The 24,448-nt window shown below is 62.0% G+C and carries 35 protein-coding genes; 5 read left to right on the forward strand and 30 right to left on the reverse strand.

Annotated features, from left to right (window positions below; genetic code table 11):
- Window positions 1–98 precede the first annotated feature (98 nt).
- Window positions 99–251 (forward strand): hypothetical protein, encoded by a 153-nt coding sequence (locus K3M67_RS02885; protein ID WP_285832208.1) that lies wholly within the window; start codon window positions 99–101, stop codon window positions 249–251.
- On the opposite strand, the gene K3M67_RS02890 is transcribed toward K3M67_RS02885, so the two are convergent.
- Window positions 248–901, reverse strand: a complete 654-nt coding sequence (locus tag K3M67_RS02890) for an SOS response-associated peptidase (RefSeq protein ID WP_285832209.1) — start codon at window positions 899–901, stop codon at window positions 248–250. The genes K3M67_RS02885 and K3M67_RS02890 overlap by 4 nt on opposite strands.
- 75 nt (window positions 902–976) lie before the next feature.
- Here K3M67_RS02890 and K3M67_RS02895 point away from each other — a divergent pair, with 75 nt between their 5' ends.
- A complete protein-coding gene (locus K3M67_RS02895) occupies window positions 977–1,153 on the forward strand; it encodes a hypothetical protein (RefSeq protein WP_285832210.1) in 177 nt (58 codons plus the stop codon).
- Between the two features lie 9 nt (window positions 1,154–1,162).
- Here K3M67_RS02895 and K3M67_RS02900 read toward each other — a convergent pair whose 3' ends face one another.
- The 7 genes from K3M67_RS02900 to K3M67_RS02930 are packed head-to-tail and all read right to left on the reverse strand — an operon-like array spanning window position 1,163 to window position 3,477.
- Window positions 1,163–1,303 (reverse strand): hypothetical protein, encoded by a 141-nt coding sequence (locus K3M67_RS02900; protein WP_285832211.1) that lies wholly within the window; start codon window positions 1,301–1,303, stop codon window positions 1,163–1,165.
- Window positions 1,300–1,986: an N-acetylmuramidase domain-containing protein gene (locus tag K3M67_RS02905; protein ID WP_285832212.1), complete on the reverse strand. Its 687-nt coding sequence runs from the start codon at window positions 1,984–1,986 to the stop codon at window positions 1,300–1,302. Before K3M67_RS02905 ends, K3M67_RS02900 begins: the two co-directional genes overlap by 4 nt.
- A 29-nt stretch (window positions 1,987–2,015) precedes the next feature.
- Window positions 2,016–2,384, reverse strand: coding sequence for a hypothetical protein (locus K3M67_RS02910; RefSeq protein WP_285832213.1), 369 nt, complete (start codon window positions 2,382–2,384; stop codon window positions 2,016–2,018).
- The gene (locus K3M67_RS02915; protein WP_285832214.1) at window positions 2,381–2,692 is read right to left on the reverse strand and encodes a hypothetical protein; all 312 of its coding nucleotides are present in this window, start codon (window positions 2,690–2,692) and stop codon (window positions 2,381–2,383) included. The genes K3M67_RS02910 and K3M67_RS02915 overlap by 4 nt, the downstream gene beginning before the upstream one ends.
- Before the next feature lie 53 nt (window positions 2,693–2,745).
- A complete protein-coding gene (locus tag K3M67_RS02920; protein ID WP_285832215.1) occupies window positions 2,746–3,033 on the reverse strand; it encodes a hypothetical protein in 288 nt (95 codons plus the stop codon).
- Window positions 2,996–3,211 carry a hypothetical protein gene (locus K3M67_RS02925; RefSeq protein WP_285832216.1) on the reverse strand — a complete coding sequence of 72 codons (216 nt, stop codon included), beginning with the start codon at window positions 3,209–3,211 and terminating at the stop codon, window positions 2,996–2,998. Before K3M67_RS02925 ends, K3M67_RS02920 begins: the two co-directional genes overlap by 38 nt.
- A gap of 2 nt (window positions 3,212–3,213) precedes the next feature.
- A complete protein-coding gene (locus K3M67_RS02930; RefSeq protein ID WP_285832217.1) occupies window positions 3,214–3,477 on the reverse strand; it encodes a hypothetical protein in 264 nt (87 codons plus the stop codon).
- Window positions 3,478–3,598: 121 nt separating this feature from the next.
- Between K3M67_RS02930 and K3M67_RS02935 the strand changes: the two genes are divergently transcribed.
- Window positions 3,599–4,549, forward strand: coding sequence for a class I SAM-dependent methyltransferase (locus K3M67_RS02935; protein WP_285832218.1), 951 nt, complete (start codon window positions 3,599–3,601; stop codon window positions 4,547–4,549).
- A gap of 1,445 nt (window positions 4,550–5,994) precedes the next feature.
- Here K3M67_RS02935 and K3M67_RS02940 read toward each other — a convergent pair.
- From K3M67_RS02940 to K3M67_RS02965, 6 genes are read right to left on the reverse strand one after another with little or no spacing between them, the layout of a single operon-like run.
- Window positions 5,995–6,402, reverse strand: a complete 408-nt coding sequence (locus K3M67_RS02940) for a hypothetical protein (protein ID WP_285832219.1) — start codon at window positions 6,400–6,402, stop codon at window positions 5,995–5,997.
- Window positions 6,403–6,424: 22 nt separating this feature from the next.
- Complete coding sequence (locus K3M67_RS02945) at window positions 6,425–8,719, reverse strand: phage tail protein (RefSeq protein WP_285832220.1); 2,295 nt, start codon at window positions 8,717–8,719, stop codon at window positions 6,425–6,427.
- 3 nt (window positions 8,720–8,722) lie between these two features.
- Window positions 8,723–9,130, reverse strand: a complete 408-nt coding sequence (locus K3M67_RS02950) for a DUF6950 family protein (RefSeq protein WP_502958890.1) — start codon at window positions 9,128–9,130, stop codon at window positions 8,723–8,725.
- Window positions 9,117–9,767 carry a hypothetical protein gene (locus K3M67_RS02955; protein ID WP_285832222.1) on the reverse strand — a complete coding sequence of 217 codons (651 nt, stop codon included), beginning with the start codon at window positions 9,765–9,767 and terminating at the stop codon, window positions 9,117–9,119. Before K3M67_RS02955 ends, K3M67_RS02950 begins: the two co-directional genes overlap by 14 nt.
- On the reverse strand, window positions 9,764–10,363 hold the full coding sequence (locus K3M67_RS02960) for a hypothetical protein (RefSeq protein WP_285832223.1): 600 nt from the start codon (window positions 10,361–10,363) through the stop codon (window positions 9,764–9,766). The genes K3M67_RS02955 and K3M67_RS02960 overlap by 4 nt, the downstream gene beginning before the upstream one ends.
- Window positions 10,363–12,492 (reverse strand): phage tail length tape measure family protein, encoded by a 2,130-nt coding sequence (locus tag K3M67_RS02965; RefSeq protein WP_285832224.1) that lies wholly within the window; start codon window positions 12,490–12,492, stop codon window positions 10,363–10,365. The genes K3M67_RS02960 and K3M67_RS02965 overlap by 1 nt, the downstream gene beginning before the upstream one ends.
- 94 nt (window positions 12,493–12,586) lie before the next feature.
- On the opposite strand from K3M67_RS02965, the gene K3M67_RS02970 reads away from it, so the two are divergent.
- Window positions 12,587–12,922: a hypothetical protein gene (locus K3M67_RS02970; RefSeq protein WP_285832225.1), complete on the forward strand. Its 336-nt coding sequence runs from the start codon at window positions 12,587–12,589 to the stop codon at window positions 12,920–12,922.
- A gap of 15 nt (window positions 12,923–12,937) precedes the next feature.
- On the opposite strand, the gene K3M67_RS02975 is transcribed toward K3M67_RS02970, so the two are convergent.
- The 5 genes from K3M67_RS02975 to K3M67_RS02995 are packed head-to-tail and all read right to left on the reverse strand — an operon-like array spanning window position 12,938 to window position 14,867.
- Window positions 12,938–13,135, reverse strand: coding sequence for a hypothetical protein (locus K3M67_RS02975; protein ID WP_285832226.1), 198 nt, complete (start codon window positions 13,133–13,135; stop codon window positions 12,938–12,940).
- A gap of 47 nt (window positions 13,136–13,182) precedes the next feature.
- Window positions 13,183–13,593: a hypothetical protein gene (locus K3M67_RS02980; protein ID WP_285832227.1), complete on the reverse strand. Its 411-nt coding sequence runs from the start codon at window positions 13,591–13,593 to the stop codon at window positions 13,183–13,185.
- A complete protein-coding gene (locus K3M67_RS02985) occupies window positions 13,593–14,048 on the reverse strand; it encodes a phage tail protein (protein ID WP_285832228.1) in 456 nt (151 codons plus the stop codon). Before K3M67_RS02985 ends, K3M67_RS02980 begins: the two co-directional genes overlap by 1 nt.
- A gap of 1 nt (window position 14,049) precedes the next feature.
- The gene (gene gp17 / locus K3M67_RS02990; RefSeq protein WP_285832229.1) at window positions 14,050–14,448 is read right to left on the reverse strand and encodes a tail completion protein gp17; all 399 of its coding nucleotides are present in this window, start codon (window positions 14,446–14,448) and stop codon (window positions 14,050–14,052) included.
- A 2-nt stretch (window positions 14,449–14,450) separates the two neighbouring features.
- Entirely contained in the window at window positions 14,451–14,867 is a 417-nt protein-coding gene (locus K3M67_RS02995; RefSeq protein ID WP_285832230.1) for an HK97-gp10 family putative phage morphogenesis protein, read from the reverse strand.
- Between the two features lie 29 nt (window positions 14,868–14,896).
- Here K3M67_RS02995 and K3M67_RS03000 point away from each other — a divergent pair, with 29 nt between their 5' ends.
- On the forward strand, window positions 14,897–15,064 hold the full coding sequence (locus K3M67_RS03000) for a hypothetical protein (RefSeq protein WP_285832231.1): 168 nt from the start codon (window positions 14,897–14,899) through the stop codon (window positions 15,062–15,064).
- A 47-nt stretch (window positions 15,065–15,111) separates the two neighbouring features.
- On the opposite strand, the gene K3M67_RS03005 is transcribed toward K3M67_RS03000, so the two are convergent.
- From K3M67_RS03005 to K3M67_RS03055, 11 genes are all read right to left on the reverse strand, one after another.
- Window positions 15,112–15,447, reverse strand: a complete 336-nt coding sequence (locus tag K3M67_RS03005; RefSeq protein ID WP_285832232.1) for a head-tail adaptor protein — start codon at window positions 15,445–15,447, stop codon at window positions 15,112–15,114.
- Entirely contained in the window at window positions 15,447–16,043 is a 597-nt protein-coding gene (locus tag K3M67_RS03010; RefSeq protein ID WP_285832233.1) for a head-tail connector protein, read from the reverse strand. The genes K3M67_RS03005 and K3M67_RS03010 overlap by 1 nt, the downstream gene beginning before the upstream one ends.
- A 3-nt stretch (window positions 16,044–16,046) precedes the next feature.
- Window positions 16,047–17,621 carry an SGNH/GDSL hydrolase family protein gene (locus K3M67_RS03015; protein ID WP_285832234.1) on the reverse strand — a complete coding sequence of 525 codons (1,575 nt, stop codon included), beginning with the start codon at window positions 17,619–17,621 and terminating at the stop codon, window positions 16,047–16,049.
- Window position 17,622: 1 nt separating this feature from the next.
- Window positions 17,623–17,889 carry a hypothetical protein gene (locus K3M67_RS03020; RefSeq protein ID WP_285832235.1) on the reverse strand — a complete coding sequence of 89 codons (267 nt, stop codon included), beginning with the start codon at window positions 17,887–17,889 and terminating at the stop codon, window positions 17,623–17,625.
- A 46-nt stretch (window positions 17,890–17,935) separates the two neighbouring features.
- Complete coding sequence (locus K3M67_RS03025) at window positions 17,936–19,228, reverse strand: phage major capsid protein (protein ID WP_285832236.1); 1,293 nt, start codon at window positions 19,226–19,228, stop codon at window positions 17,936–17,938.
- Window positions 19,229–19,250: 22 nt separating this feature from the next.
- Window positions 19,251–19,934, reverse strand: coding sequence for an HK97 family phage prohead protease (locus K3M67_RS03030; RefSeq protein ID WP_285832237.1), 684 nt, complete (start codon window positions 19,932–19,934; stop codon window positions 19,251–19,253).
- A complete protein-coding gene (locus K3M67_RS03035; RefSeq protein ID WP_285832238.1) occupies window positions 19,915–21,174 on the reverse strand; it encodes a phage portal protein in 1,260 nt (419 codons plus the stop codon). The genes K3M67_RS03030 and K3M67_RS03035 overlap by 20 nt, the downstream gene beginning before the upstream one ends.
- Complete coding sequence (locus K3M67_RS03040) at window positions 21,171–22,937, reverse strand: terminase large subunit (RefSeq protein ID WP_285832239.1); 1,767 nt, start codon at window positions 22,935–22,937, stop codon at window positions 21,171–21,173. Before K3M67_RS03040 ends, K3M67_RS03035 begins: the two co-directional genes overlap by 4 nt.
- The gene (locus K3M67_RS03045; RefSeq protein WP_285832240.1) at window positions 22,913–23,368 is read right to left on the reverse strand and encodes a hypothetical protein; all 456 of its coding nucleotides are present in this window, start codon (window positions 23,366–23,368) and stop codon (window positions 22,913–22,915) included. Before K3M67_RS03045 ends, K3M67_RS03040 begins: the two co-directional genes overlap by 25 nt.
- Window positions 23,369–23,418: 50 nt before the next feature.
- A complete protein-coding gene (locus K3M67_RS03050; RefSeq protein ID WP_285832241.1) occupies window positions 23,419–23,754 on the reverse strand; it encodes an HNH endonuclease signature motif containing protein in 336 nt (111 codons plus the stop codon).
- Window positions 23,755–23,921: 167 nt separating this feature from the next.
- The gene (locus tag K3M67_RS03055; protein ID WP_285832242.1) at window positions 23,922–24,380 is read right to left on the reverse strand and encodes a DUF6362 family protein; all 459 of its coding nucleotides are present in this window, start codon (window positions 24,378–24,380) and stop codon (window positions 23,922–23,924) included.
- Between the last annotated feature and the right edge of the window lie 68 nt (window positions 24,381–24,448).

Below are 24,448 nucleotides of genomic sequence, written 5' to 3' on the forward strand. Positions count from 1 at the left end.
GTTTGCGCTAGTCGCCCTACTTTCGCTGCTCGCGGTCGGAAGCAGCTTGGCGAAGCTCCTCTCTTGACCGAATCGCGATGCCGCGAGATTCTGCGTGAATGGAAGACCACCTGAAGGCAGCGGCGGAAATTTCCAAGCTCACCGACGCCCAGCTCGTCGCGCGATGGAATGCGATCGAGGATCCGGATAACCTGACCGTCGAGCAGCAGGCCATCATCGATGAGATGGCGCGGCGAGAGATCGACTTCTAGAGCAAAGCCGGCCCAAGGGGCGCGCTGCCCTTCTTTCGGAACCACGGCGCATCGGTCGCCTCGATCACCATGCGGTCGGCAGGATAGGGCCGGTCGAACTGATACAGCTCCTCCAGCGGCGCGCGCAACCAGGTGTCCCAATCTTCCGGATCGAGGATCACCGGAGACCGATCGTGAATGTCGATCAGCTCAGGCGCATTGTCCGTCATGACGCCGGTAAAGACAGCGCCCCATTCATCGCTGTTCGACCATAGGCCCGCCCAGGCAAAGATCGGCTGATCACGCACAGAAAGCCACGTCTCTGTCATGCGCCCCGGCTCGCCTACGGCTTCCGCATAGCGCGCGGTCGGGATCAGGCAGCGGTTGCGCGGATCGATCGCCCAGCGCTTCCAGTAGGTACCGAGCTTGTCGAACCGTGCATTGTTCACCGGCTTCGGCTTCAGCGGCTTGCCGGTCTTCTTGCTGGTCTGCGCCAGTGGGAAGCCCCAGGTCATTTGCTCCAGCACACGCTCGCCATCGTCCAGCCGGATCACGGTGCCCGGCTGGGCGGGATGCGTCTCCAGCGGTCCCTCGTTGAACCGGACGCCGGGCCGCGCCTTGAACAGGTTCAGCACCTTCTGCGTATCGCCGCGCTCTGCCCGATTGCACATGCGCCCAGCCTGTAGCGCGACGACCGGAGAGTCAAATCGCTTGACCGAAGCCAGAACATTACGGGAACATTGAGCATGCATCGCCCTCTCCCCGAATCCGATCCTCTCGCCCGCGAGTTCACCGAGATCATGAAGCAGATCGAGGCCGGCCAGCCCATGCACCCGATGGAGATATGGGAGCTGGTCGTTCAACTGCGCGAGGCTGGCGCGATCGGTTGGGCGAACAGGCTGGCGGAGCATCTGCCGGATTAGAGAGCGTGGCTAGGGGATCGGGCAAAGGCGATCTGCCGCGCGCTGGGCGAGGAGCAGCGCCGCGCGCGCATTGTCGCAGGTCGCATAGCCCTGGACGGTGGCGCAGCCGGTGAGCAGCAAGACCGCTGCGGCGAGGGCGGCGCGGGTCATGCGGCGCGCCGCTTCGCATAGGCATTGGCCAGCTTTTCGTCATAGCGATTCTCGCGGTACGCCGTGCCGTTATAGCCGCGCGCAAAGCCCGCCCAGTCGCCCCGCTGGAGCGCAGCCTTCAGCCCACGCCCTTCCACGAACCGGACGAATGCCTCCAGCTGGTCGCCCTCTGTCTGCGCCTGCCGCCAGGCGAAGGCCCAGGGGTCATAGGCGCCGCAGACCGCATAGTTTTCGCCGAGGATCTGGAAGGCCCCATAGCTGGCCGACATGAAGCCCGCGTCCACGTCGAGCGCCACGGCGTCGAGCAGCTGCTGCCACCGGCCGTCCTGCGATCGCGGGTAAAGGGCACGGTTCCAGGTCCGCGACGACAGCCTGGGGTGCGACCGGTCGAAGCGATGGCCGGTCGAGCGGCTGAACCGGTGCGGCTCGAAGAGGATCGTGGGCCGCCCGTCAATGAAAGCGTCGCCTGCCGCCTCGACGTCATAGACCGCCCAGATCTTCGCCTCCTCGACCGCCAGCAGCGCGGCGGCCTGGGCGATGTCGGTCGCGGTGATGGGATAGTCCGGCCCCTCGGTCATGCACGCGAGGAGCGCGGCCTTGCTGATCGGCCCGAACTTTCCATCGATCGCGCCGGAATAAAGGCCGAGCGCGTGCAGCCGCCGCTGAAGATCAGCGTGGTTCATGATTGATGCTCCTGATTGATGGGCCGTTTTCAGGCCTTGTCGGATGACTTCCGGGACTGACGACGATCGCGCCGCGCGGACAGTTCGGCCTCCATCTGCCGCACATGCGCGGCATTGTTGGCGCGGTGCCTGATATGCCGGCTCATCCGGCCGAACAGCAGCAGGATGATGCCGATCGTCATGATGGTGACCGCCCAGCCGTCAAAGACGCCCTGGCCGGGCTGGTAGGCCCAGATCGGCGGCACAGTCAGGAACGAGCCAGACCCCATCATGCCCAGCCCCGCGCGCTCGGTCGGCTTGTAGTCGTCATAGAACTCGACCAGCTTGAAGGCGACGATCAGGGTGACCGCAACGCGCAGGCAGGTGTTGAGCAGGTCGAAAACGAAGAAATCGTTCATTGCCCGTCTCCTTTCGTGCCGAGGAGACGCTCGATCAGCTGAATGAGCCTGGGCAATAGGATATTCGAGCCTGCTCCCATGATGTAGGTGATGAAGGATGCGGCGCGTGGCTCGGCGGCCGGCACCTTGATGATCGAATGTGCGACCCACGGACTGACGAAGATCGCGAAGGAGAAGCCGACGAACAGCGTCAGCCCGATCTCCATCCCGGTCATCTTCTTCCAAGGCCGGAAGGCGAGCGCGGTCACTGCGCCCGCCAGCGCCGCCATGATCGTATAGGCGATGGCGCTGAATGGTTCTGTGTTCATGATTGGGCGCACCTCCTCGGCGCTTCGCCTTCCAAGCAGATAGGGCGGACGCGTCAGACCTGCTGCGCGTCCACCATGGCCTGGACCCGCGCCACTTCGCCCTCGTAGAACGCGGTGACCTGACGGACCACGTTGATGACGTTGCCGATCTGGCTGTAGGGCCAACCCATTTCGGGCGCCGGGGCCAGCTGCGGGACCAGCGCCTCAAGATCGGTAGCCAGGGTGCCGGCCTTGCCATTCTTGAGCGCGGCGAGGATGGCCTTCAGCCCTTCGAGGTTAGCGACGGAAATTTGCCGGTCGATTTCATTGCGCTGGGCAATCAGTTCTGCGGGGGTTGGCATGGTGAAAGTCCTTTCTGGTTGGTGAGCGGGTGCGAAGCGTCGAGACATTTCCGCTGAGTGTCGTGATTGCGCAGGACTGCGTGGACACGGTGCTCTCCAGCTTCCTCACGCGGCGTTGCAGGAGCAGGCCGTTGATGCCGGCGAGCAGCATGGCGACCGTTAGGATGTCGATCGCCATGGTCATTCCCCCTTTTGCACGATGGGCTTCGCGATGACCTGAGGAGCAGCCTTCGCGGGCGCTTCTTCCGGATCGAGGCCGTCGATCTCGTCGAGCGTGTCGGCGACATTGATCGGCGTCGTCTTGCCAGGCTGATTGAACAGCGCGAAGCCATAGCTCCACGGGTTGCCTTCGAACGACGGGGGAAAGCGGGCTAGCGTAGCCATTACTGCGCCGTCCTGTTCTGGCGGTTCATCGGCATCGCAACCTGTTTTTTGGGTGGGCATTTCAGAAACAGCGGCCTTGTCGCGTTCACATCCATTTTTCGCTTCCTTGATTGTGGGCTTTCCGCACGGTTGACCGCCGCCCGCGCCGGGTTCAATCTAAGTGGGCCCGAAGGAGATCCTAATGTCCGGCAACACTTTCGACTCGTGGATGCGCCTCACGAGAGATGAACTGGCCGCTCGATGTGTGTTGTTCGAGCTTGAGAACGCCCAACTTAAGACGGCGCGCGGCGGCAGCGAGATACAAGGTGTGAGGTTCGCCCTGGCATCGCAGTATTGCAAAGGTCGTGGCATAGAGGTTGGAGCGGGCGATCGCCCTTTTCCGCTGCCCGACGGCGCAACGGCTCTATACGGAGACTGTCGCGATCAGGAGGAGTTGTCGCGTTATTTTGGGTCTCAGGTCCAGAGCCCGCACGGAATTATTGATGCGGAGACATTCTTGGGGGTGGAGCGTGGCAGCGCGGACTTCGTCATTTCCGCCCATGTCATCGAACATCTTTTCAACCCCCTCGGATCGCTTGAAGCGATCGCCCGAGTTCTTAGAAACGGGGGGCATGCGATCATTGCTGCACCTGAGATGAAGCAAACTTTTGACCGGGACCGTCCGGTCACCTCCCTTGAGCACATCCTTCGCGACTACCTTGACGGTGGCCATGGAACTAAGCTGGAGGCATTCGCTGAACATGTCCGCTACGTTCACCCATTGAGCGCAGAAGCAATTCCAACTGATCGGGTAGCCGATGAAGCCTGGGCGCTTATGGAGCGAGGCATGGACATTCATGTCCATGCGTGGACCCGCGATGCGTTCCTGGAGATGATCCAATATGCCTGCGGCCTGTTCGGTTTCGAACTCGTCGCCTCCGTCAGCCTCTGGAACGAAAATATAGTCGTCCTGAGGAGAGTTAGAGCGAAATCATCGGGTGACGTCTACCTGCCATGCGACCGGCGCTCCGCCGCTGCCAGGAGCGTTTCGGCAGCGGATCATCGCGGTCGCTTCGTTGATCGTGTCGACGTAAATCTCGCCGATCGGGTTTGGCGCCAGAGCAATGGGTTGCACGCGGAAATAGGCCGATGACGGTGTGTAGGTGAGTCCATGCTCAAGCTGGACCTCTTTTGTTGACCCGTTGATCACTGCCAAGCCAGTGTTGCGTAGAACCATGCCGCGCAACTGCTCTCCGTACCGCAACCCAGATAGCACTCCAGCACTCGGCAGGGCGGTCCCGGCAAAATCGCATAGGTCGACACGTCCCACCACGCCTGCACCTTCGACAATCGAAGCAATGCCGCTGAACATCTCACTCATAATCTGGACACCGTCGACATAGTCCATCTGAATATCGCGAGCGGCGCGGTCGGCACTGCGATGCATATTCTTCATGATGCGGATGCTCGTCATAACATCATGAGCAGAACCATTCAGGCGAATGTTCGCCTCCCGAAACCCAGAGAAGGTGTTCGAACTTATGTCCACCTCGTCAATGTTTCCATATCCGTAGATGCCATAATCGGCGCCCTCGGCTGCAGCTTGCCGCCCGAGCCAATTAAGAGTGATCGTAAAAGATGATAGAGGGTTTATCACTCCATCAAGGGTGATGGCAATGCCGTTCACAACTTGGTCAACGACGTTGCCCTGCACGTCGATGTGGAGACCGCACTGAAAATTCAGGCCATATTGCCCCGCCGGGCCTAGCAAGATCCAATTATCATTAAACTCGGATCCTTCACAGCCTTGGGTTGTCTTCTGAACAGAAACGCCATTACCTCCCAAAACATAGTTCCCATTGAAAGAACTGTTCATAAACTCATTCGTAATGAGTAGCATCAGTTCATTTGATACGCCGGTATTTTTCTCAACATAGATACAGTCGCCAGCAGAGACCTCAATAGCAGTCGTGAATTGCGAATAATATCCTCTGGTGACGTCTACCCGATGATTGTCAAAGCCCTTGTCAATCACCAGCGCTCGTTCGGCCAGTCCAGCCGGATTGAGCCAATAGCCTCCAGTCACCGAGGTGAAACCGCTGACGCACCTGAAAAGGCAGTCTGTTGAGGAGAGCGCCCTAATTCCGGCATGTCCCGCATTGATGTGAACCCCGCGGGGGATTTCGCGCTCCGTGATCTCGAAGAGGCGGTTATGTGGAAGGTGAACCACAGCGCCCTCGCTGTAGCTCGCAGCTTTACTGATGGCTTGATCAATTGCGATGCTGTCCGACGCAGTATTGATATACGGCACATCGCCAAGCGAGATCATTTCTGCAAGCCGGCTGCCGGCAGTTCCCGGTTCATACTCCGCTTCTTGTGAGAATGCTGCCAAGCCGGCCCCCTTGAAGCTGGCATGTGAGGCTAGGTGAGTTGCCCTGAGAAGATCCAGCAACTCCCGGATTGCAGGTAAGTCAGCCGTTTTAAGCTCAGCGGCTCCGACACTCTCTTCCGCCAACGGACCAGACGCCGGGCCCCGAGGGCCGCGTGCGCCCGCGCTAGTAAGCACAAACTGCTTCTGCTCCGTCGTCAGTATCAACGTCATGCGATGGTGACCCCCGGCTTTAGGTTGAACGCGCCCTGCCGCAGCGCGTCGGCATCGCCGTCTGGCGCAATCAGCAGGAGGTCGTGGAAAAAGATCGCATCATCACCGCCCGTGACGGCGTCGGACGACGTGCCGCCTGGCAGAGCTGCCAGCGTCGCCTGCTCGATGCGAGGCGCAATCGTTAAAACGTGGTTCGGCCCAACGGTCAGCACCAGGCCTTGACCCGACATGACGGTGGCGAGCGATATCAGGGCGCTACCGGGCTGCGCGCCGTAATGGCGCACTTCCATGCGCGCGGTGTAGCCCGTCCAGTCGTCCACCCCTTCCTCGCCCGTTAAGGTAAGGGTCTCGGAATAGACGCGGTTCCGGTACGCCGTCAGCGCCTGCTGAGCGGGGTTGATCATGGCGATGTCCTGCGGTTTGGGTCTAGGATGCCTGCACAGTGGCAAGGCCGTAGAAGGTTACGTTGCGGCCGCTGGCGTTTAGCAACGCCACCAGGCGGACGTCATAGCTACCCGCAGCAAGGCCAGTCGCGGAGCGATCGATATCGATATGCCCCACCTCCGGTTCGCCGGCGTCAGAGGATCGTGATGTCGTCCCCGTGGCGCTCGCCCCGATGTCGGTCCAGGTGTCCGCGCCTGCGGGCGAATATTGCCATTTCATCGTTGCAGTGCGAATCGCGGCGGTCGCGCCAATATAGGCGGGTTGATAATCCAGGGAGGCAGCGGTGTTGATAATTTCGCCAGCAGCCAGAGTGATCATCAAAGGCGAGATGATCGGCGCGAAGGAGGTTCCAGATGCTGTAGAGAAACTGTCGGTCGATTGAAATTTACTGCTCAGCCCCGGAGCCTGACCTATGTTTTTCACGATAACAATGCGCTTGGATGGGAATTCGAGGCCGCCCACTGTTACGGCAAGGTCGATCGTCGCATTATACCCGCTGATGTCCGTTAGCGTGACATCCCCTTTGGTTGGGCTGCCATTCGAATTATCGACCGTTGCAGTGCACCCTACACAAGCGATGGCGTAGGATGTGGCGCCGTCCAGCTTGATCGACACGCCGTCCGACACGACTTGCGGTGAAAAGGTGTCAGGCAGCAATCCCGTGGTTACGTTCCCGGCAAAGTCCGCCGCATAGGTGCGCGTTGGCGTCACCTCAATTGACACTTGCCCCCTAACGGTGCTGGCCGCCGCGTCGTCATTCTCTTCAGGGGTCTTGAGCGAGGGAGAAGGCGGCGGCGTCCCCGTCTGCCCCAACGCATAAGGGTGCTTGCCGCTCGTCTCTGTGAATAGCGTCAGTTCGAGAATTCCGGTCGCCGGGTCCAGCTTGCGTTTCTTGATGACGCAGAGCTGGCCATCAAGGCCCTGATCAGGCAAGTTGATTGTCACTGCATCGCCTGCCTTGTAGTTGAGCATGTGCGGCTTGCAGGGCAGGACGATCGGGCCGATCTCCCTTGCGTTCATAATCTCGTAAGCGCCAAAACATGCGCCCTGGTCGCCATTCTGCACCAGGCGGAAAGTGACTTCCTTGGTCCGCTCCCCGCCGTCTGCCGTCACATATGCGCCGACCCGAACCACATTGAGCGGTACGATTTCCCACTGATTGCCCTCCAGCCGAACTCGCGGGATGACGCCGTTGATGCGCTGACGGCGCGACTGCATCGCCGGTATGCTGATTTTGCCGTCCGCCAGATCGTCGGCCCCGATGGTCCCGACCGCAACCTTGGGAGCCGTAATGGTGCAGGAAAGCCGCGCACCGTTCCAGCTGACCTCGCCGCCCCCCGCCTGTGCGATCAGCTTAAGGACGTTGAACTTGTCCTCGGTGCTCTCGATCACCCCGCCGATTTTCCATGCGTTCGCGTCCGCTATGTTGGCTGCTTCCACGATAGAGGCGAAGTCGATGCCCTCCTTGGGAAGGCCAACGCCCATGACCCGCTTGCCATTTTGCCACCGGCCCGCCGCATAGGTCAGGTAGTGGCACCACGGATTTTCCGCCGCTGCGCCGCCGACATAGGTTGATTCGTCCTGATAACGGCAGGCACCCGAACCTCCGGGATATGTGCTGTCCTGGCGCGGGTCATAGACCTTGACGCCATTTACGATCGTGCCGAGCTTGGGCGTTCCACTGGCGAAGCGCTTGGCATCCTTGTCGAGGCGCATGGACCAGATGCCCGCCGCCTTGCCGCTGATAGCGTGCGTCGATATCGACCAGTCGGGCAGGCCGTCATAATAGGGCCCCATGCCGGTTTCCGGGCAGTTACCCAGCTGGCGAACGACATGGAGATAGCCCGCATAATATCCGGTTGCGCTATTCCCGCTCAAGGGGATCGGATCGAAATCCGCCTGGAAACTTTCATAGCTCTGGATCGGGCCGAGCGACCAAACCGTGACGATCGACTGATAAGGGTTCTTTGGCTTGTCGCCAGCACCATAGGCGTCGATGTGAACAATGTTGCCCGCGGTATAGGTGCGCCCCATCGCATATGGGATGCCCGCCGTCGGATCGAGCATGAACTCTGTTTGCGAGCCGGTGAAGCCGGATCCCGGTTTCTTCTGCAATAGCGATCCGGCCAATCCAGCCGCTACACTGAACCCCATAGCAATAGCGGATGCCGCTGCGGTGCCGACGCCAAGGCCGACGCCCAGAAGCGAGGTGCCACCAGTCGGTATCGCCGCAGCGACCGAAACAACAATCGCTGCGATCCTCAGTGCCTTGGCCATATGTTACAGCCTCCAAGCCGCGACAGGCAGAAGCGGCTGCAAGATGGCCGCGCCCTCGGTATCTTCATGGTAGGCCAGCACCCGCCCATTGCCGACCGCCACGCCAAGCGAACCGAAAGGCGCTTCCCCCGGAAGCATGATCAGGTCTCCCGCCCACGTCTGGGCAGGGGCAATTCGTGGAAAGATTCCGTCAAGCAATTCCGTGAGATTGGAAGCGCCGCGTTCGCCAAGCGCGATCTTCGCGGTGATGGCGCTGTGATATTGTGTGGGCGCTGGTGGTCGCTTACCCATACCGCGGGCGTGGTAATAGGCCATGCGCAAACAGTCATATCTCCCCCACGCAAAGGGCTTTCCTTCAAAACGGTCGACGGTCTTTTGCGCAGCCGCCACTCTGCGGTCATACGAACGCACTGTTCGCCCTCAACTCGCTTAACATGTTCCCCACATACCAGGCAGCGCCTCTGTTGATCCCACTCTGCGGCGCCTCGCCGCCCCAATAGACCTTTTTCTTGATGCCGGTGATGTTCGCTAAACCCCGCTCTCCCGGCCATATTTCCTGGTGGAATGCGTCTGACAGGCGCGCGCCTTCCTGCACCTCGAATAGCCGCTCCGCGGAGGAGACGAACTCCATGTCGAGCGACCGTTCGCCAAGCCCCTCGTTGAATACTGTCACGTCCAGCTCGCCGTCGAACAACAGGTCAGGATCGGGGATGACGGCGTTGGTCATCGGGTCGAGCACTGCCAGCCAAAGACGAAATCTTGCCCCCTGAAACTCAGGCGACGACAGCTGTACTGCTGCCGATGACGACGCCGGAAAGAAGGTCAGGCGACCGCCCGGCGCGTCGTCGCTGACGCCATCTTCGAGGCTGTCGATGCTGTCGATCGTTCCGAAAATTGGATCTACGCACTCAAACCTTTCGCCACTCCAATCGACAAAGCCACCGTCGCACAGCCTAATCGTGTGATCGGGCAGTTCGATCTTGACTAGCCCGGTCATGCGAACATGCGACTGCTGGAGCGCCGTCATCATTGAAGGGGTCAGGGTCATCGGGCCTCCGTCACGGTGAAGCTGATTCCGACATGTCGGTTGATGTTCGTCGTCCAGCGCTTGGCGTCGTCCGAAAGGATGCCCTCTATCTTGGGCGATCCGAACTCGCAGACATCGCCATTTGCCGGCGATGCGCGCAGCATGGGCGATACGGAAACGGTGATCTTCCCATCGGGGCCCGCGCGTTTCGTCTCATCGGAAAAATGCAGGTAACGCCGGCCGCCGATGATGATGCTGAAGGCCTGCCCTTCGCGCGCCTGGTAGTAGGGCGTAAATCCGCGCAGGCTCAGCACCTTGCCTGCCTGTCCGTCGCCGTCGATGACCGGGGCACCCGGCGATCCGATATGGAAGTCGGGTTGAAGGAACTCAGCCACAGCGCCCAGCTGCACGCCGAGGCGCAGCCGGTTGATCCAGATCCGCCCGTGCGGTTCCAGCACCAGCGGCGGCATCGAGAAGACGACGGCATGTCGATCGCCGGGCCGATTGATCCGCTGCGCCGCGCCGCCCAGCGCCGGGGTCAACACTCCGCCGAACTCGACATAGTTCAACTCCATCCCGTTCGGCCCGGGATCGGTCGGCAACATAATACTGGCCATCAGGCGAGCCGGCGGCTTCCGCTGCGGCGCAGGCGATCCATGGTCATGACGTGCCCTCCCATGGCTCCACGCTGTGCCGCGCCGTTCGCAAGGTCGTTCATCTGGGCGAGCAGATCCTCGGTCATGACCGCGCCGCGCAGGTCGAAGCTTACTGAGCCGCGTCGTCCAGCGTCAGAACCGTTGGCATGGACATAGCCCGATCGAGATGCGGTAAAGAGTTCTGGGCCGCGTTCGCCCACGACATAGGATCGGCCAGCCGTCACGGGCCCGCCGTTGGCCCGGAATCCTGAGATAGGTACGAAGTTCGAAAAGCTGGTCTGGAGCTGCTTGCCGAATGCGCCCGCCCCGGCAATCGTCCCGAAGGCATTGAAGGCCGACGAAAGGATATCGAGGATACCGCCGCCCCGGATCGCCGAGGCGAGGTTGGACAGGGCGTTGAGCGACTTGTTCGCCATGTCGACGAACGCCTGCCCGGTGGCGGCGGTGCTGGCCTGTAGGCTGGTCGCTGCCTGGGCGGCCGTGCTCTTCACCGCCTCCCATGCATCGTTGAGCGCGCCGGGAGCCAGCTCCACCGCCGGCAGCATTTCGTCGTTTGCCGCCTGCCGCGCATCGCCAACGCGAGCGGATTGGCGCGCTATGGCGACCGTCCGCACATCAGGCGACAGCGTCTTGTCAGCCTCCAGCGCGGCGAGCTTCGCCAGTTCCTCGCGCAGCGCAGCCGCCTTGGGGAACAGTTCGTCAATGATGCCGCCCACACGCTGGGCCATCTCGCGGAACTTGTCGCCGGTGGACTGGGTCGCCTTCTGTGCGGGATCGACCATCAGCTTCTGAAGCCGGGCCATGTTCTCGCCGATCTCGTCCACCATATCGGGCACATAGGAATGGCCGACAACGGCATCATACAGGTTGAAGAACCACTGGCCGACCGCCTCGATTTTGCCCTTCAGCCAATCCCAGACCTTGCCCAGACGATCAACAAGCCACGTTTTCACGCCGTTGTAGAGCTTCTGTACAATCGGGCCGATCGTGTCCCAGTTCTTCCAGACCACTACGGTCGCCGCCACCGCCGCCGCGATCAGCGTCAGCGGGCCACCGGCTATCGCAAGCCCGACCAAGGCGCGGGCGATGGTGGCGATCACCGGCACGACCGTTCCCGAAATCACCCCAGCCAGGGCGCTGAATGCGGGGCCGACCTTGAGCAGCAGCGGCAGCACTGCCCCGAAGCCCGAAACCAGACCACTGACGCCGAGGGCCACCGGCCCGAGCGCCGTGGCCGCTGCCCCGATGATCAGCACCCATTTTTGCGTTTCCGGCGACAGCGACGTGAATATGTCGAGAACGCTCGACAGCGCATCGGCCATGACCGGGATCAGCGGCAGCAGCTTTTCGCCGATCGCATCACCCGCTTGGCCGAGCTTCACCATGACCTGCCGCATTGGCTCCGCTTTGGCCGCCGCCTCGGCCGCGCCGCCGAACTGGCGGTTCAGCTCGCCCAGCATGATCGCCTGCGCGCCGGCAATGTTGCCTGCGGCCTGCATCGTCTTGATCTGCTCTTTCTGCTGATCTGTGAACTGGATGCCCGCCTTCGACAGCGCGGCGAGACCCTTCGCCGGGTCATTCAGTGCCTTGCCGACCATGATGGTCGCGGACTGGACATCGGTCCCCATGCGGGCCGCCATGTCCACGGCCGCCTGCTGCGCCTTCAGAAAGGTGTCGCCGGCGATGTTGCCGAAGGTCAGGAGATTCGCCGTTGACTTGCGCAGGATCTCGTCGGCATCGACAAGGCTGTTCATCTCCAGCTTGTCGGCGAATTTCGACAACTGGTCGGACGAAAGGCCCGCGGCATTGCCCATCGACTTGATCGCGGCATCTACCTGGGCGACGGCTGCCGCCTGATCCTTGGCACCCTGCACGGCCTTCGCGGCGGTGGCGATCAGTGGTCCAGAAACACCAACCGTCAGTGCCGCGCCGATCGTCTTGAACTTGTCCGCTGTCTTGCTCAACGACTTTTGCGCTGCCTTCAGGCGCTTGTCAGCATCGCCGAGACCCTCCTGGAAGGCGAGGCTGTCCAAGCCCAGCACATAGCGGAGATAGCCAAGGACGACGCCCTTGCCCTGACTTTCTGCCATTCCTAATCTCCGTTAGCCCGTTAAAATATGGAAATTCCAAGTCGGTATTTTCATAAACCCCGCGCCGCACTCTCGCGGCGAAATGGGGGTTCATATGAAGTTTGCTGTTACGGCCATGCTGGCCGGTTCCATTCTCCTGTCCGGCTGCGCATCGACGCAGAAGGTCTTGAGCAAGGAACCAACCGAAGTCTTCCACACTGCGCGCAGCGCCGATGAGGTGGCATTCTGCCTCGCCAACAAGAACAACACCGCGCCCATGCCGCGCGATGACGGCTCCCGTGTGGTGCTGATCAAGAACGGCTACGGCGGCGTCTCGCTGGCCTTTTCCGTGTTCCCTGAGGGCTCGGGAAGCAGGATCGAATATCGAAAGCAGTTCGGCACCGTGGGCGGCATCTGGAAGCAGTGCGTCGGCCTCAAAGAACCAGCATAATGACACAGGGCGGCGCTAACCCGCCGCCCTGTCCTGCTTTTCCTTCATCGCCTGCAGCATAGCCAGAACGGTCATGGCCCCGTCAGCCTTCTTCTGCTGACCTTTCTGCAAATAGTGCCGAAGAGGACGGAGCCGATCCTGCCGGGCCATGCTCTCCATCTGGTGGGCGAGGATGATGATGCGCTCCTGGTTGCCGGCGGCGCGGCCCTGCATGACGTTGCGATAGGAGCGGAACGTCTGCCGCCAGAAGCAGTCTGGATCTAGGCCTTCTGCCGCCCAGTCCTTTTGGGCTTCGTCCCAGTCCCAGCTGCGCCCCGATCCTTTCCCTCCGCACTCGGCTCGGCCTTGGCCATCACGCCCTCCAGCGCCCGGGCGATCGCCTCGCCCACATCTTCGCTGTCCCCCATCATATTGACGGCTTCCTTGAAGCTGGTGCCGGGATGCCGGGCTTGGAGGCCGCCATACAGGATCGCGCCGAGATGCTTGATGCGCGGCTTCTTCGTCACCTCGCCGCTGACCGGATCGAACTCCGGCGCCAGCTCCCGCATGAGATCGGCCACCGACATGCCGGCAGCCTCCTCCGCCTCCGCGAAGGCGTTGAAATCAAGCACCAGATGAAAGGTGCCTGCCGAGGTTTTGAAGGAAGCCTCACCCTTCTGAATGTTGGGCATTACGGCGCCGGCGCCACGTAGGATTCGATCTCTTCAATCGTCACGACGCGGAAGGTCGCGGTTGCTTCCATCACGCCGTCCACCGAAACCTCACCGCGATTATAGTTCACGCACTTCGCCGTCAGGCTGATCTGCGCCACTGGCTCGCCATTCTCCGGCAGCACGACCAGCATTTCTCGCGCATCGCCGGCAGCGCGCGCCGCTTCCAGCAGCGTGTCGGTCGTCGATAGAGGGCGGCTGTTCAGCGTTACCTCAAAATCGCTGTCAGCGTAAAAGGTGCTGACATATTCGCGGCGCCAGTTGGGCGACTTCAGGTGAGTGGTTTCGGTCTGGTCGCGCTCGCCACCGCCGGGGATCTGGAACCCCTTGACCTGGTTCAGCTCGTACAGGGCGGTGCCGTTATTCAGCCAGACCTCTCCCATGTAGCCAACGCTGGCCTCTTGCGTTTCCGCCATTTCAATCTCCTACGTGCCAGAGGATAAGATCCACCGACTGCCGGTGGACAAGGGTGCCGTCAGCGACGGTTTCCGAAAGGTCGCGCTGCCCATCGACCCGCGCATTGCCGAACCGCTTGCCCGACACGGTGGCGGGATCGAGCAGCGCGGCGATGGCAGCGCGGGCGAGCGCTAGCGCTGCGCCATAGGACAGCGCCCAGCAATCGAGCTGGACCCGCGTCCCGCGCGCGCCGTCGAGCCCTTTCAGGTGCGCCGGTCGCGGATCGCTGATGACCTGAATCGTAATGGCGGGCAGATCGGAGCCCTTCGCCCGCTCCACCCAATAGACGCGCGCGGCGACGATCGCGGCGACCGCGCCGTCGGCGATCAGCCGCGCCCTGACGGCGGTCTGAAAATCCATGACTATCCCTTCGCCGCCTTGCGCGCGTCGCTGGCGGCCTTCTTGATAACGGCCGTGTCCACCTCGATCACGAGCGCGTCCGCGAACGCCTGGTTGCGCCGATCGAACCCCGCATCGACAGCGGGGCGGAAGAAGGGCGTCGCGGCCTGATCGCTGTTCCCGAACTCCAGCTGGACGGCGGCGATATGCGCAGCAACCACCTGGAGCGCGACGCCGCCCTTCTGCTTGGCGGCCGTTACGTCGACGCTCTCATAAGTTTCGCCGGTCAGCACCGGCACATTGGCCCGAACGTCACGCGCGAGCATTTCCGCCGGCACCGTCAGCGCCTTGCGCCCAACACCGCGAGCCATCGCCTTGCTCATCTCGTTCATCTGCCGGGATGCTTCGCGGAACCCCTCGAATTTACCAGAGCGCGCCATCAGGAGGCCGTCCTAACGGCAGCAGACACATGTCCGCGCAGTCGGACAATCTTGAGACGGTCGCCCTCGACAACCAACCCTCCGTCACCATCGTGACCGTGAGCGTCGATCCATCCTTCAATCATGTCGTACGCGACGACCCGATCGACCCTCACGCCCTCAAAGAACACATCGACTCGGCCAACCAAGTCGGCTGACATGATGTCCACAGACAATGTTTCAGGAGCCTTCATGGCCTTCTCCTTCATGGCGCTGCCCGGATCGCGGTTACGCGAATGCCCTCGTTTGCCTCCAGCTCCTGCTTGGCGGTGATATTCCAGATGCCGCCATCGAACAGGATGCGGTGATCGGTCGGGTTGATGTCGCGCGTCCGGCTATCTCGCGGAAATTCGAAAGAGGCGATCTGGGAAGCGCCTTGCTGCGCTGCCGCTCGCTGCTCTGCTCCAGCCCCGTAGATGACATCAGCCCAAGGTTTTGCGGCTTCCGACCAAGTCTCGACCTCGCCGCCATAATCGTCGGTTTCCACAGATCTGATCTCGACGACAATTCTCTTGTCGCGACGCCCTGCATCCAGCGACATCAGCGGTAGACCCTATAGGGCTGGAGCAACGCCGCCACCGTGGTCGACATCGGCACCGCATATGTGTTGGACACGGCAACCGTCGCGCGATTCCGATACAAGTCGCCCACCATCAGCAGGATCGCCGCGCGGATCGGGGCGGGGATATTCGACACGACAGGATCAGCGTCGGGATTGACGGCATACCCGGCCCGGTAGCGGATGCGAACGGGCTCCCCATCGCAGCCGTGCCACTGCGCAGACGGCCACGAGCGCGGCCAGGTGGGGCGAAGGAGGCTGCCGCTCAGTTCGAAATCTTCGGCCTCCAGGATCGCCGTTTCGCCATTGCCGTCGACATATTCGACCGACACCACGTCCACCGCTGGCAGGACCGGGAAGGCGATCGACATCACTCCGAACGACGGCAGGAACATTTCCAGCGTCTGAAGACCCAGCGCGCGACCGAGATAGCCGGATGGACCGTCCAGATGCTCGGTTGCCGCCGCGATCATCGCCTCGACAATCACCTTCTCATCGTCACTGTCCAGGCGCAGATGTTCCTTTGCTTCGGCCCAAGTCACCACGGGTTGAGGAGGGATGACGACGGTGACGCGCATCGATCAGATGACCTTCCGGACGGACATCGCGCCCACACGATAGGTGCAGGCCACAGCCTGTCCATTGATGGAACGGCCTTTCATGCCAGCGCGCAGCGTGGTGGAACTGAGCGTCAGGCGCGGCGTGCGCATGACGCCCTGCACCGGCTCGGGCAGCACGAACGGCATGGCGTTGATGTCGGTGCTGTCCACGAGGAAACCGACGATGTTGGAAAAATTGCCGGTATCGACCAAGGTGAGGCCGTGCGAAGTCAGGCCCGACAGGCTGTCATATTCGACCTCGGCGAAGGCTTCGACCACATCGCCCACGGCAAGGTTGCCCGCGCTGATCGTCTGGTAGAAATCGAACACGTCGCCCGCTGCCGAGCCGGTACCGCCCAGCACGATCTGCTGAATATCGGTGCGTCCGCTGGGCGGGCTGGCTTTGGAGCCGGTCGCCGTGACACCCGATCCGCCGCCGACGGTATAGCCGGTTGCAGCGGTCGTGCCGCCCTGCATCATCGGGTTGGAGTTGACGCAGCCTCGCGGGTAGGAGGCATTGAACACGTCGCTGTTCTGGCCCGGCAGCACGTCGCGGAACGGGAACAGGCCATGTCCCCGGCCGGTGCCGAGCAGTTCGGCCAGCGCCTTACCGCCCCAATAGCCACCCAACACGCCAGGATGCAGGCCGTCATAACTGAAGTTTGCGCGCATCGCTCCGTTAGCGCTGGCGGGATCGGCGAGATACCGCCACATGTCGACGGCATAGATGCCAGCGCCAGGGTTATGCAGGCCCAGCACGAAATCGCGGCGCGCCAGATGATCGCGATACTGCGTGGCCGTCATGGTCAGGCTCGACGCGGTGATGTCGCGCGGGCGCGGCGTGATGCAAATGCAGACTTTGCCCGATTCCAGTATTTTTGCGATCAGCAGCTGATAATTCGTCTTCGACTGGGCAAGGCTGATTCCATTGGGGCCATCGTTCGTCAAGCAGTCCAGAACGACGGTTCCTGCCGTCGTGGCGGCGAGAGCTGCGTCGATGCGGAGAATGACGTCGTTCGTGTTGTCGCCGGAACCGCCGAAATTATCCTGATTACGGAACGACCAGCGCTGCCGGCCGAGGAAGGATGCCCAATTGAGATAGCCCTTGGCATAGAGCTTCACGTTCGTTGCGCTGGCCGAGAAGCTGTTGCCGTATGCAATGCTGTCACCGATCACGGCGATGCGCTCATTGCGCGGGCGAATGCCGCGGCCGATTGCGCCATCGATGGCAGAGGCGAGGGCGGTAGCAGAGGGGGCAGCGTCGGCAACAAACAGGCCGAGCGCGGTCGTCTTCGGCGAGTTGGCCTTGCCCGCCAGCGTCTCGGTGATTGAAAATGCGATGCTGCCCCGCTTGTTCGGCGTGCCGGAAATCGTCCGGGCGGCGCTGTTGAGCGTCCATCCCATGGGCAGATCGGATGACGACAATGCCGAACCGGCCGTCGCGCCGACAATATTCAGCGTGACGGCGGTACCGAAAGCAAGCTCGGCCGAGGATAGCGACAGGGGGGACAGGGCGCCGCCTTTGCTGGCGGCCCAGATGGCGGCGCTACTGCTCATGTCAGGCTTCCTTGCTCTTCGTGCCGACAGCCTTCTTGTTGGCTGGCTTCGGCGCGGCCTTGTTCGACGGAGATTCCTCCATCTTGTCTTCTGGGGCGTCTTCCGCCTTTTCTTCCGCCGGCTCATCCTCGGCGTCGCCGATCAGCTCCAGCGTTCCGAGGTCGACAAGATGCTTGGCGTCGGAGGCAAGCATGGTGCGCTTGTCGCCTTCCCAATATTGCTTGTCGCCATCATGCTGGCGCTTCACGAGATAGACTTTCTTGGTCATGCAGACCTCCTATGGCCGGGACGGCGGACCGCCCCGGCGTCAGTGGTTAGGCGATGCGGCCGAAGTCGCCGTAGATGAAGGCTTCCGGGCGATAGACCGCCAGAGCGCCGCGCTCTTCGTTGAGGATGGTGATCATGTTCTTGATGAAATCATCCTCGTTCTCGGTGGCGATTTCGATGCGGGCGAGCCAGCGGTCGAAATACTGCGCGCCGAGCTTGAAGGCGCCGGTCAGGAACTTGTCCTGCGCGATCGCCTGCGTCGCGACGACAGGGTTACCCCACAGCACGGGGCCGGTGAGCTGGGCCGGGTTGGCGAAGATGTAGCCGCCGGCCGCATCCTTCGTCAGTTCGATCACCGTCCAGTCGATCGGGTGCATGACCGTGCCGCTGGCCGGATATTCCGCCAGGGCAGCCTGAAGCATGGCGAGGCGGACATTGTCGATCGAGGTCGCCCCGGCGATCGTGACCGGCGCGCTGTAGGCGGTTGCCTGCGGGATGATGCCCAGCAGGTTCTGGCCGGTGCCGTCACCGTTCAGGATCTGCAACTCTTCCCGATATGCCAGGCCATAGTTGAGGCGGCCGTTGATGTAGGATTCGAGCTGCGAGACGTCATCCATGATCTGGCGCGAGGCCTTTGCGTAGTGCGCGATCACCTTGGCGGTGGTCGACACGAGGTCGAACGTGATGTCCGACTGCGGCTTGGCGGCGCCCTCTGCGACGGGCGCGGCGTTGTTCGTGAAGCCGGTTTCCTTCACATATTCCAGCGTGTTGCCGTCCATCCGGCCGGGCGTGATCAGGTCGCGAACGGTCATGCGACGGTCGGGCGGGGCGATGATGCCCGGCAGGCGGGTCTGGTTGACGGCGTCGCCCAGGCCGCCAGCACCGGTGGTCGCGGAGGTCAGGTTGGCCTTCGTCGTGAAATCGACCTTGCCGCGCTTACCTTCGCCGCTGAGAAACGCCTTCACGCGCTCGTCGGCAACGAACTGCGAACCGATCGAGGTCGGAGCCTTGTCCCCGTCGCCCTTCTGCCGATCAAGCTTCTGCTCCATATCGTCCAGGCGGTGCTTCACCTCGTTCATGCCGGTGATGGCTTCGTCGGCGAGTTCCTTGGCGGCCTTGGTCAGGTCTTCCCCGGTCTTCGCCTTGCCGACCGCGTCTTCCGCGATCTCCTTCACCTTGTCGAACTTGGCGTCGAAATCCTTCTTGATCTTCTCAGCCAGCGACTTGACGTCGGTGGGGTGGCCGTCGCCGTCGCGCAGGTACCGACCGAGACGGCGTTCGTTGCGCGTCATCGCGCCCAGCGCGCCACGCAGCGCGCCGACAAAAAACAGCTTCTTCATGACAATTCTCCGAAAGGGCGCCTTACGGCTCACCCGTGAGGTCTTCGATCGGCGCAGACCGGAGCATTTCCAGAAAGGCCATCATGGGGTCCGCTTCGACCTCGGGTTCCCCCCGAAGATGCGGTGCGCAGGCCGACGCCAGGGCAGCAGCCTTGCTTTTCGAGAAACCAAGCTCCCGCAGGGTTTCCTGAAATTCACGAACGGTCGGCATGGTGCCGCCGGTCAACATGGACTTGACCACCTCGACGCGCGCCCGTTCATTGGCGGCGAAGGTGACGATGCTGTTTTCGATCAGGTCCAGCTTCAGCAAGGACAGGACGCCCGGCTTACCGTCCTTGGGCTTGGCCTCGATGGTGCGGTATCCGATCGACAGGCCGTCGAGCGCTTTCTCCTGAAGCAGGCCGTGCACCTCAGCGGCCTTGGGCACGCGGTCGATCAGGAGGCGCCCCTTGACCCACAGCCCCTTGCTGTCCTCGGCCAGGTCGTCCCAGACACCGATCACCTGCGACGGGTCGTGCTGATACAGCATTTTCACGCGACGGCCCGTGCGCTGGCTCTTCACCAGGCTGTCCACGAACGCGCCCGGCTCCACGACCTCGCTATAGCTGTCCACGACGCCGAACACGCTGGCATAGCCCTCGATGACGCCGGTGTCCGAGATGGCCTTCGTGTCGAGGCAGATGGAGCTATTCTTCGTCAGTATCATCGTCTTCCTCCAGGGTCGGCCCACCATTGTGGTCAATGCCTGCCGCCTCGGTGATCGGGACATTCTGCATCTGCATCCGGGGGACATTGCCACCGGCGACCGGCGGCATATTCTCCAGCCGGCGCACTTCGTTGATGGTCATCCAGCCGTTTTGCAGGGCGATCTGGTAGAAGGTGGCCCGCGCGCCGCTGTCGCCGCGCAGGATGCCTTCCATGTTGAATTCGCAGCGGATGCCTGCCGCGCGATCGGCGGCAGTGAGCAGGCTCTTTTCGAGGCGCTGTTCGATGCGCTTTAGGCGCCGACGGAACGTGAACTTCTGGAGGATCAGGCCTTGCTGCTCGGTGCTGCTCGGCCAGCTGGACGTTTTCGACGTGTGGCCGATCATCACCGGCGGAACGCCGAACATTCGGCAAATCTCTTCAACAGAGAATGTGCGGCTTTCAAGAAACTGCGCATCAGCAGGATCGATGGTGAGCTGCGACCATTCCATGTCGCGGTCTAACACCAGCGGCGTGCCGGCTCGTATCGCCCCCTGATACTTTTCCAGCAGCAGCTGCTCCACCTGCTGCCGCTGTTCTGGCTTGAGCGTGTCCTTGACCTTCAGCACGCCGGAAGGGCGGATGCCATTGGCGAACGTCGTCGCGGCAGTGCGCTCCAGCGCTTGGGCCAGCCCGAAGACCTGACGCCCGAAGGTCAGGGTAGATAGGCCGCCGAGCGGACTGCCACCGAAGCCGCGCAGGTGGAGCATATGCTCTTCGGTTACGGTGTGCGTCTCGCCTTCCTCGGTCCAGCTATATTCCAGCTTGCCATATGGAAGGCGGCGCACCGTCATCCATTCGGCGGGTATAGGCGGCGAGAGGGAAGTGATGCGACCATCGCCGGCACGATTGATCCGACTATACGCATTGCCTTGCAGCTCAAGGCTGGCACACATGAACTCCCAGAATTCCAGCGAAGTCTGATCAGCGTTCGGGCTGTCGTGCAGAAGCTTGTATAGCGGGTGATCGGTTGCGACCACGCGCTGATCCCCCGACCCGCGGTAGACCATCAGTGGCAGCGAGGCCAACGTGCCTGCGATCAGGTTCACACAAGCCCATGTTGTGGAAAGCGCCATCGCGGACGACGCCGTCACACTCTCCCCAGTGTAGCTCTCAGGGCCGGAGAAATAGCGCGCCAGCCGCGCGTCGGTCAGCCCGATCGCGCGAGCGACGTAGATGATCGACTTCTTGAACCAGTTCATGCGGCCAGTCCCGCGATCCATTCGTCTAGGTTTCCGCTGCCCGCTTCCGGATTTGCTTCCAGCAATTTGGTGGCGTTCAATGCCGCCATGAACAGGTCGATCTTCGCTTTGCCGGCGGCCTGCTTAGTGATGATCACAGCATTGCCCCTTTGCTCGGCTTTCGCGTTTCCGACGCACCAGTTGATGATCGGCGCACCCGAATGGGCCGCCATGCGATGTTTCAGTTTCCGTTCGAGAGACCAGACGGCTGACGCGAGACGGTAGCCCTGCGTGATGCCGACGACTTGCGGTTGCACCAGGCCGATTTCGGCCAGCGCATCCACCAGAGCACCGATCCCTTCGGGATCGAGACCGATCGCACCTTTCTCTGGCAGTAACCCACTATCTTTTACCTGCTCAATGATCGCGACGATCTCACGTACATCCTGCTCGTCGCAGAACAGCTCGGATGGCGGCGTCTCATCATCCAAGTCATCATCTAATGGCGGACCGCCATTATGGCCGATGATGACCAAGTCGCCATTCTTCTCAAAGTCCAGCAGTCGCGGGGCAATTTCCTGCCGCAGCCCTAACACCTCGGCGTAGACCCAGCCCTTGAACCAGTAGAGCCAGCGTTTCGTGCCTCTCTCCCGGCCTGCAACGCACAACCCGTAAAGGTCATCTAGGCCGCCGCCGTCGACACCTACGACCGCCACCTCGCACCGGGCCAATAGCTCCGACAATGTCAGCGTCGTGTCGGCCGCAGCTTCCCAATAATCGGCGCCCCGCCAGCGATCGGTATGCAGCGCCATGCCGATCTGGATGTTGAGGTGCTGGGAAGCCCAACGCCTCTCTTCCTCCGGACCCTTGTCGACGGCCGCCTGATACTCTTCCACCAGGCGCGCGATAGAAATGGACCGTCCCAGATTGGGCAAAACCATGTGCCAGTGACGCGGATCCTGCCAGGGCTTAGCCTGGTCGGTCTGCATCGCCTCCGGAAATTCGTAGAGCAGCGGCAGCATCTTGCCGTTTGCAATCCGACCGTCGCGGACGCCGCGCGCATAATCCAGTTCCGTCTTGAACGCGCCCGCCGGAGCTTCGTCGCTCTGCGTCGTGATGATGACCAGAAACGCTTCCGGGTTCGCGATCATACCACCGCGCAGCTGGCCGATCACGCGTGACGCGTAGCTGATCGCCCCCATGAGGTGCAACTCATCGATCAGCACCATCACAGGCTTGGAGCCGGTGGCTACCTTCATATCGAAGGTCTTGATCTTGAGCGTGGCCTTCAGGACGCGGTCCCAGATCGCCTTGCGGTGATCCGCGACATGAAAGCGCTGCTTCAAGTATGGATCGGCGTCGATCATGCCTGACGCCTGCTGGAAAGCAGTGTCGGCAATCTCCTGTGTCGGCCCGACCAGCACAAATTCCGCACGCGGCCGCTCGTTCATGAGCAGTGCCGTCACGCCGATCGCCGCGCCGTTGGTGGTCTTCGCGTTCTTCTTCGGCACCAGCGCCATGACTTCGCGCACCTGGCGCTCGCCATCGACCATGGAGCCGAAGATAGCCCGGACGATATCGCGCCCCCATTCCCCCGCAGCGTCCGCCATCAAAGGCTGCCCAGGCACGTCAGGAAGCCTCAGATTGTTGAAGATCGCGATGGCCCGGTCGGCCTCATTATCGTTCAACGGCAATGGCGGCAGAAGGGATTTACCCGCCTTCAGTCGCTCTACCCAATCCGGGCAGGCGAAATTCCAGCTCAGTGCTTCAGCAGGTTGGCCCACGGGCTACCCTCATGCGCACTGTGTGCCTGCTCGATCGCGCTCTCCTTCTTGCCCTTCTTCGCGGGCTTGGTTTCCTTGGCCCGCTGCATGCCCGCGCCGGTGGCGAGGTCGTGCCGGTCCAACCGCTTGAACAACTTGTCGATCGCCGAGACGTTGCCGGCATCGACTTCCTTGACCAAGGCTGAGAGGAGCTTGCCCTCCAGCCGATGGCGCGCTTCGAGCCGCGAACGCAGCTCACGAAAATAATGTTTCCGCAAAGTGGGCGGCGTGATGGAAAGCGCCGCTGCGATTTGCTCCTCGTTCTTGTCGAACGCGGCTAACAGCATGACTTTCCTACGGTTTTCGTCGGTCGGCATATGGGCGGGCCGGCCACGGCGACCGTGCCCCTCCGGGATCGGGTCACCCAACAGGTCAAAATCCCAATCCGACACGAAAAAAATCTCCACGTGAGAGGGACGGCGGTGCAGGGGCGACCGACCTCCTAGACTTTTGACCCACCCCCCCACGTCTCGCCGCGCGACCTCGCCGCCCGCGCCGCCGCCGTCTTCGCCTGATGCTCCGAGTTGGTCAGCCATTGCGTGTTGGCAGGGTCGAGGTCCGCGCCGCCATCCTTGCGCTCGACGATGTGGTCGAGGATCAGACGCTCACCCGGCTTGGCCCGCTGGCGCGCCAGCTGATAGTCTGGGTCGCGGCGACGATCGCGGACCAGCTCGCGCCACGCCGACGACGAGTAGAACCCTTCGGCTTGCTTCGGAGCAGCCCTGACCTTGGCGGGCATCGACCCGACGCGGGAGCCTAGCGCTTTGAGCCGTCCCATGTCGCGCACCCGGAAATGATGACGCCCCGCTAGGCAAGGGCCAAGCGGGGCGTCATCGAGTTTAAGGAGAGGATGCCTTGAACCGACCCGCAGGCCTGCCCCAAGCGTAGATAGCTATATGCTCAAACGGGCCGAGAAGTGGACAAACATTATTGCAGCGCCACAACTTATAGCGTTTGACACGCCAACTCCGCGCATTTCTGCGCGTTTGCGGCCTTTGTCACCAGATGCATCGCCCGCTCATATCGCTTCCGCAGGCCGTGCGCGCCGAGCTTGATCCCCATCGGCTTGCGCAACTGCATCCACGGCACCCGCTTCGCACCGCGCGCCAGCGCCCCGATGGCCAGCGCGATCAGCCGCCGATCGTCCGGCTTGGCCGCCAGCACCCACCCGAATGCCTGCTCCATCTGGTCGACGTCGCGCCGGGTGGCGGGCAGCGGCTTGATCGGGATGTCGCTGCTGTTGCCCAGGTATCCGCGCGCGTCATAGTCGCCGGCCTCCCGTTCGCGGACGATATCCGGCCAGCTGGCCTTGACCCGCAGCCATCCCGCTTCCCGGTCCGACAGGCGCGACATGACCAGCATGGCCTCTATCAGGCGCTCTTCCACATCGGCAAAGCTATACATCCTCCCTTCCTCCCTCTCTTGGGAGGGAGATATGGGAGGAAGAGTATTAGATAAATCAGTAGGATAGC

The organism is Sphingobium sp. V4, assembly GCF_029590555.1.
Lineage (GTDB): Bacteria > Pseudomonadota > Alphaproteobacteria > Sphingomonadales > Sphingomonadaceae > Sphingobium.

Bases quoted from the DNA above. Each gene is read 5' to 3' on its own strand.
- K3M67_RS02885 (WP_285832208.1), top strand. From the start codon at position 99: ATGGAAGACCACCTGAAGGCAGCGGCGGAAATTTCCAAGCTCACCGAC.
- K3M67_RS02890 (WP_285832209.1), bottom strand. From the start codon at position 901: ATGTGCAATCGGGCAGAGCGCGGCGATACGCAGAAGGTGCTGAACCTG.
- K3M67_RS02895 (WP_285832210.1), top strand. From the start codon at position 977: ATGCATCGCCCTCTCCCCGAATCCGATCCTCTCGCCCGCGAGTTCACC.
- K3M67_RS02900 (WP_285832211.1), bottom strand. From the start codon at position 1,303: ATGACCCGCGCCGCCCTCGCCGCAGCGGTCTTGCTGCTCACCGGCTGC.
- K3M67_RS02905 (WP_285832212.1), bottom strand. From the start codon at position 1,986: ATGAACCACGCTGATCTTCAGCGGCGGCTGCACGCGCTCGGCCTTTAT.
- K3M67_RS02910 (WP_285832213.1), bottom strand. From the start codon at position 2,384: ATGAACGATTTCTTCGTTTTCGACCTGCTCAACACCTGCCTGCGCGTT.
- K3M67_RS02915 (WP_285832214.1), bottom strand. From the start codon at position 2,692: ATGAACACAGAACCATTCAGCGCCATCGCCTATACGATCATGGCGGCG.
- K3M67_RS02920 (WP_285832215.1), bottom strand. From the start codon at position 3,033: ATGCCAACCCCCGCAGAACTGATTGCCCAGCGCAATGAAATCGACCGG.
- K3M67_RS02925 (WP_285832216.1), bottom strand. From the start codon at position 3,211: ATGGCGATCGACATCCTAACGGTCGCCATGCTGCTCGCCGGCATCAAC.
- K3M67_RS02930 (WP_285832217.1), bottom strand. From the start codon at position 3,477: ATGCCCACCCAAAAAACAGGTTGCGATGCCGATGAACCGCCAGAACAG.
- K3M67_RS02935 (WP_285832218.1), top strand. From the start codon at position 3,599: ATGTCCGGCAACACTTTCGACTCGTGGATGCGCCTCACGAGAGATGAA.
- K3M67_RS02940 (WP_285832219.1), bottom strand. From the start codon at position 6,402: ATGATCAACCCCGCTCAGCAGGCGCTGACGGCGTACCGGAACCGCGTC.
- K3M67_RS02945 (WP_285832220.1), bottom strand. From the start codon at position 8,719: ATGGCCAAGGCACTGAGGATCGCAGCGATTGTTGTTTCGGTCGCTGCG.
- K3M67_RS02955 (WP_285832222.1), bottom strand. From the start codon at position 9,767: ATGACCCTGACCCCTTCAATGATGACGGCGCTCCAGCAGTCGCATGTT.
- K3M67_RS02960 (WP_285832223.1), bottom strand. From the start codon at position 10,363: ATGGCCAGTATTATGTTGCCGACCGATCCCGGGCCGAACGGGATGGAG.
- K3M67_RS02965 (WP_285832224.1), bottom strand. From the start codon at position 12,492: ATGGCAGAAAGTCAGGGCAAGGGCGTCGTCCTTGGCTATCTCCGCTAT.
- K3M67_RS02970 (WP_285832225.1), top strand. From the start codon at position 12,587: ATGAAGTTTGCTGTTACGGCCATGCTGGCCGGTTCCATTCTCCTGTCC.
- K3M67_RS02975 (WP_285832226.1), bottom strand. From the start codon at position 13,135: ATGCAGGGCCGCGCCGCCGGCAACCAGGAGCGCATCATCATCCTCGCC.
- K3M67_RS02980 (WP_285832227.1), bottom strand. From the start codon at position 13,593: ATGCCCAACATTCAGAAGGGTGAGGCTTCCTTCAAAACCTCGGCAGGC.
- K3M67_RS02985 (WP_285832228.1), bottom strand. From the start codon at position 14,048: ATGGCGGAAACGCAAGAGGCCAGCGTTGGCTACATGGGAGAGGTCTGG.
- gp17 (WP_285832229.1), bottom strand. From the start codon at position 14,448: ATGGATTTTCAGACCGCCGTCAGGGCGCGGCTGATCGCCGACGGCGCG.
- K3M67_RS02995 (WP_285832230.1), bottom strand. From the start codon at position 14,867: ATGGCGCGCTCTGGTAAATTCGAGGGGTTCCGCGAAGCATCCCGGCAG.
- K3M67_RS03000 (WP_285832231.1), top strand. From the start codon at position 14,897: ATGTCCGCGCAGTCGGACAATCTTGAGACGGTCGCCCTCGACAACCAA.
- K3M67_RS03005 (WP_285832232.1), bottom strand. From the start codon at position 15,447: ATGTCGCTGGATGCAGGGCGTCGCGACAAGAGAATTGTCGTCGAGATC.
- K3M67_RS03010 (WP_285832233.1), bottom strand. From the start codon at position 16,043: ATGCGCGTCACCGTCGTCATCCCTCCTCAACCCGTGGTGACTTGGGCC.
- K3M67_RS03015 (WP_285832234.1), bottom strand. From the start codon at position 17,621: ATGAGCAGTAGCGCCGCCATCTGGGCCGCCAGCAAAGGCGGCGCCCTG.
- K3M67_RS03020 (WP_285832235.1), bottom strand. From the start codon at position 17,889: ATGACCAAGAAAGTCTATCTCGTGAAGCGCCAGCATGATGGCGACAAG.
- K3M67_RS03025 (WP_285832236.1), bottom strand. From the start codon at position 19,228: ATGAAGAAGCTGTTTTTTGTCGGCGCGCTGCGTGGCGCGCTGGGCGCG.
- K3M67_RS03030 (WP_285832237.1), bottom strand. From the start codon at position 19,934: ATGATACTGACGAAGAATAGCTCCATCTGCCTCGACACGAAGGCCATC.
- K3M67_RS03035 (WP_285832238.1), bottom strand. From the start codon at position 21,174: ATGAACTGGTTCAAGAAGTCGATCATCTACGTCGCTCGCGCGATCGGG.
- K3M67_RS03050 (WP_285832241.1), bottom strand. From the start codon at position 23,754: ATGGGACGGCTCAAAGCGCTAGGCTCCCGCGTCGGGTCGATGCCCGCC.
- K3M67_RS03055 (WP_285832242.1), bottom strand. From the start codon at position 24,380: ATGTATAGCTTTGCCGATGTGGAAGAGCGCCTGATAGAGGCCATGCTG.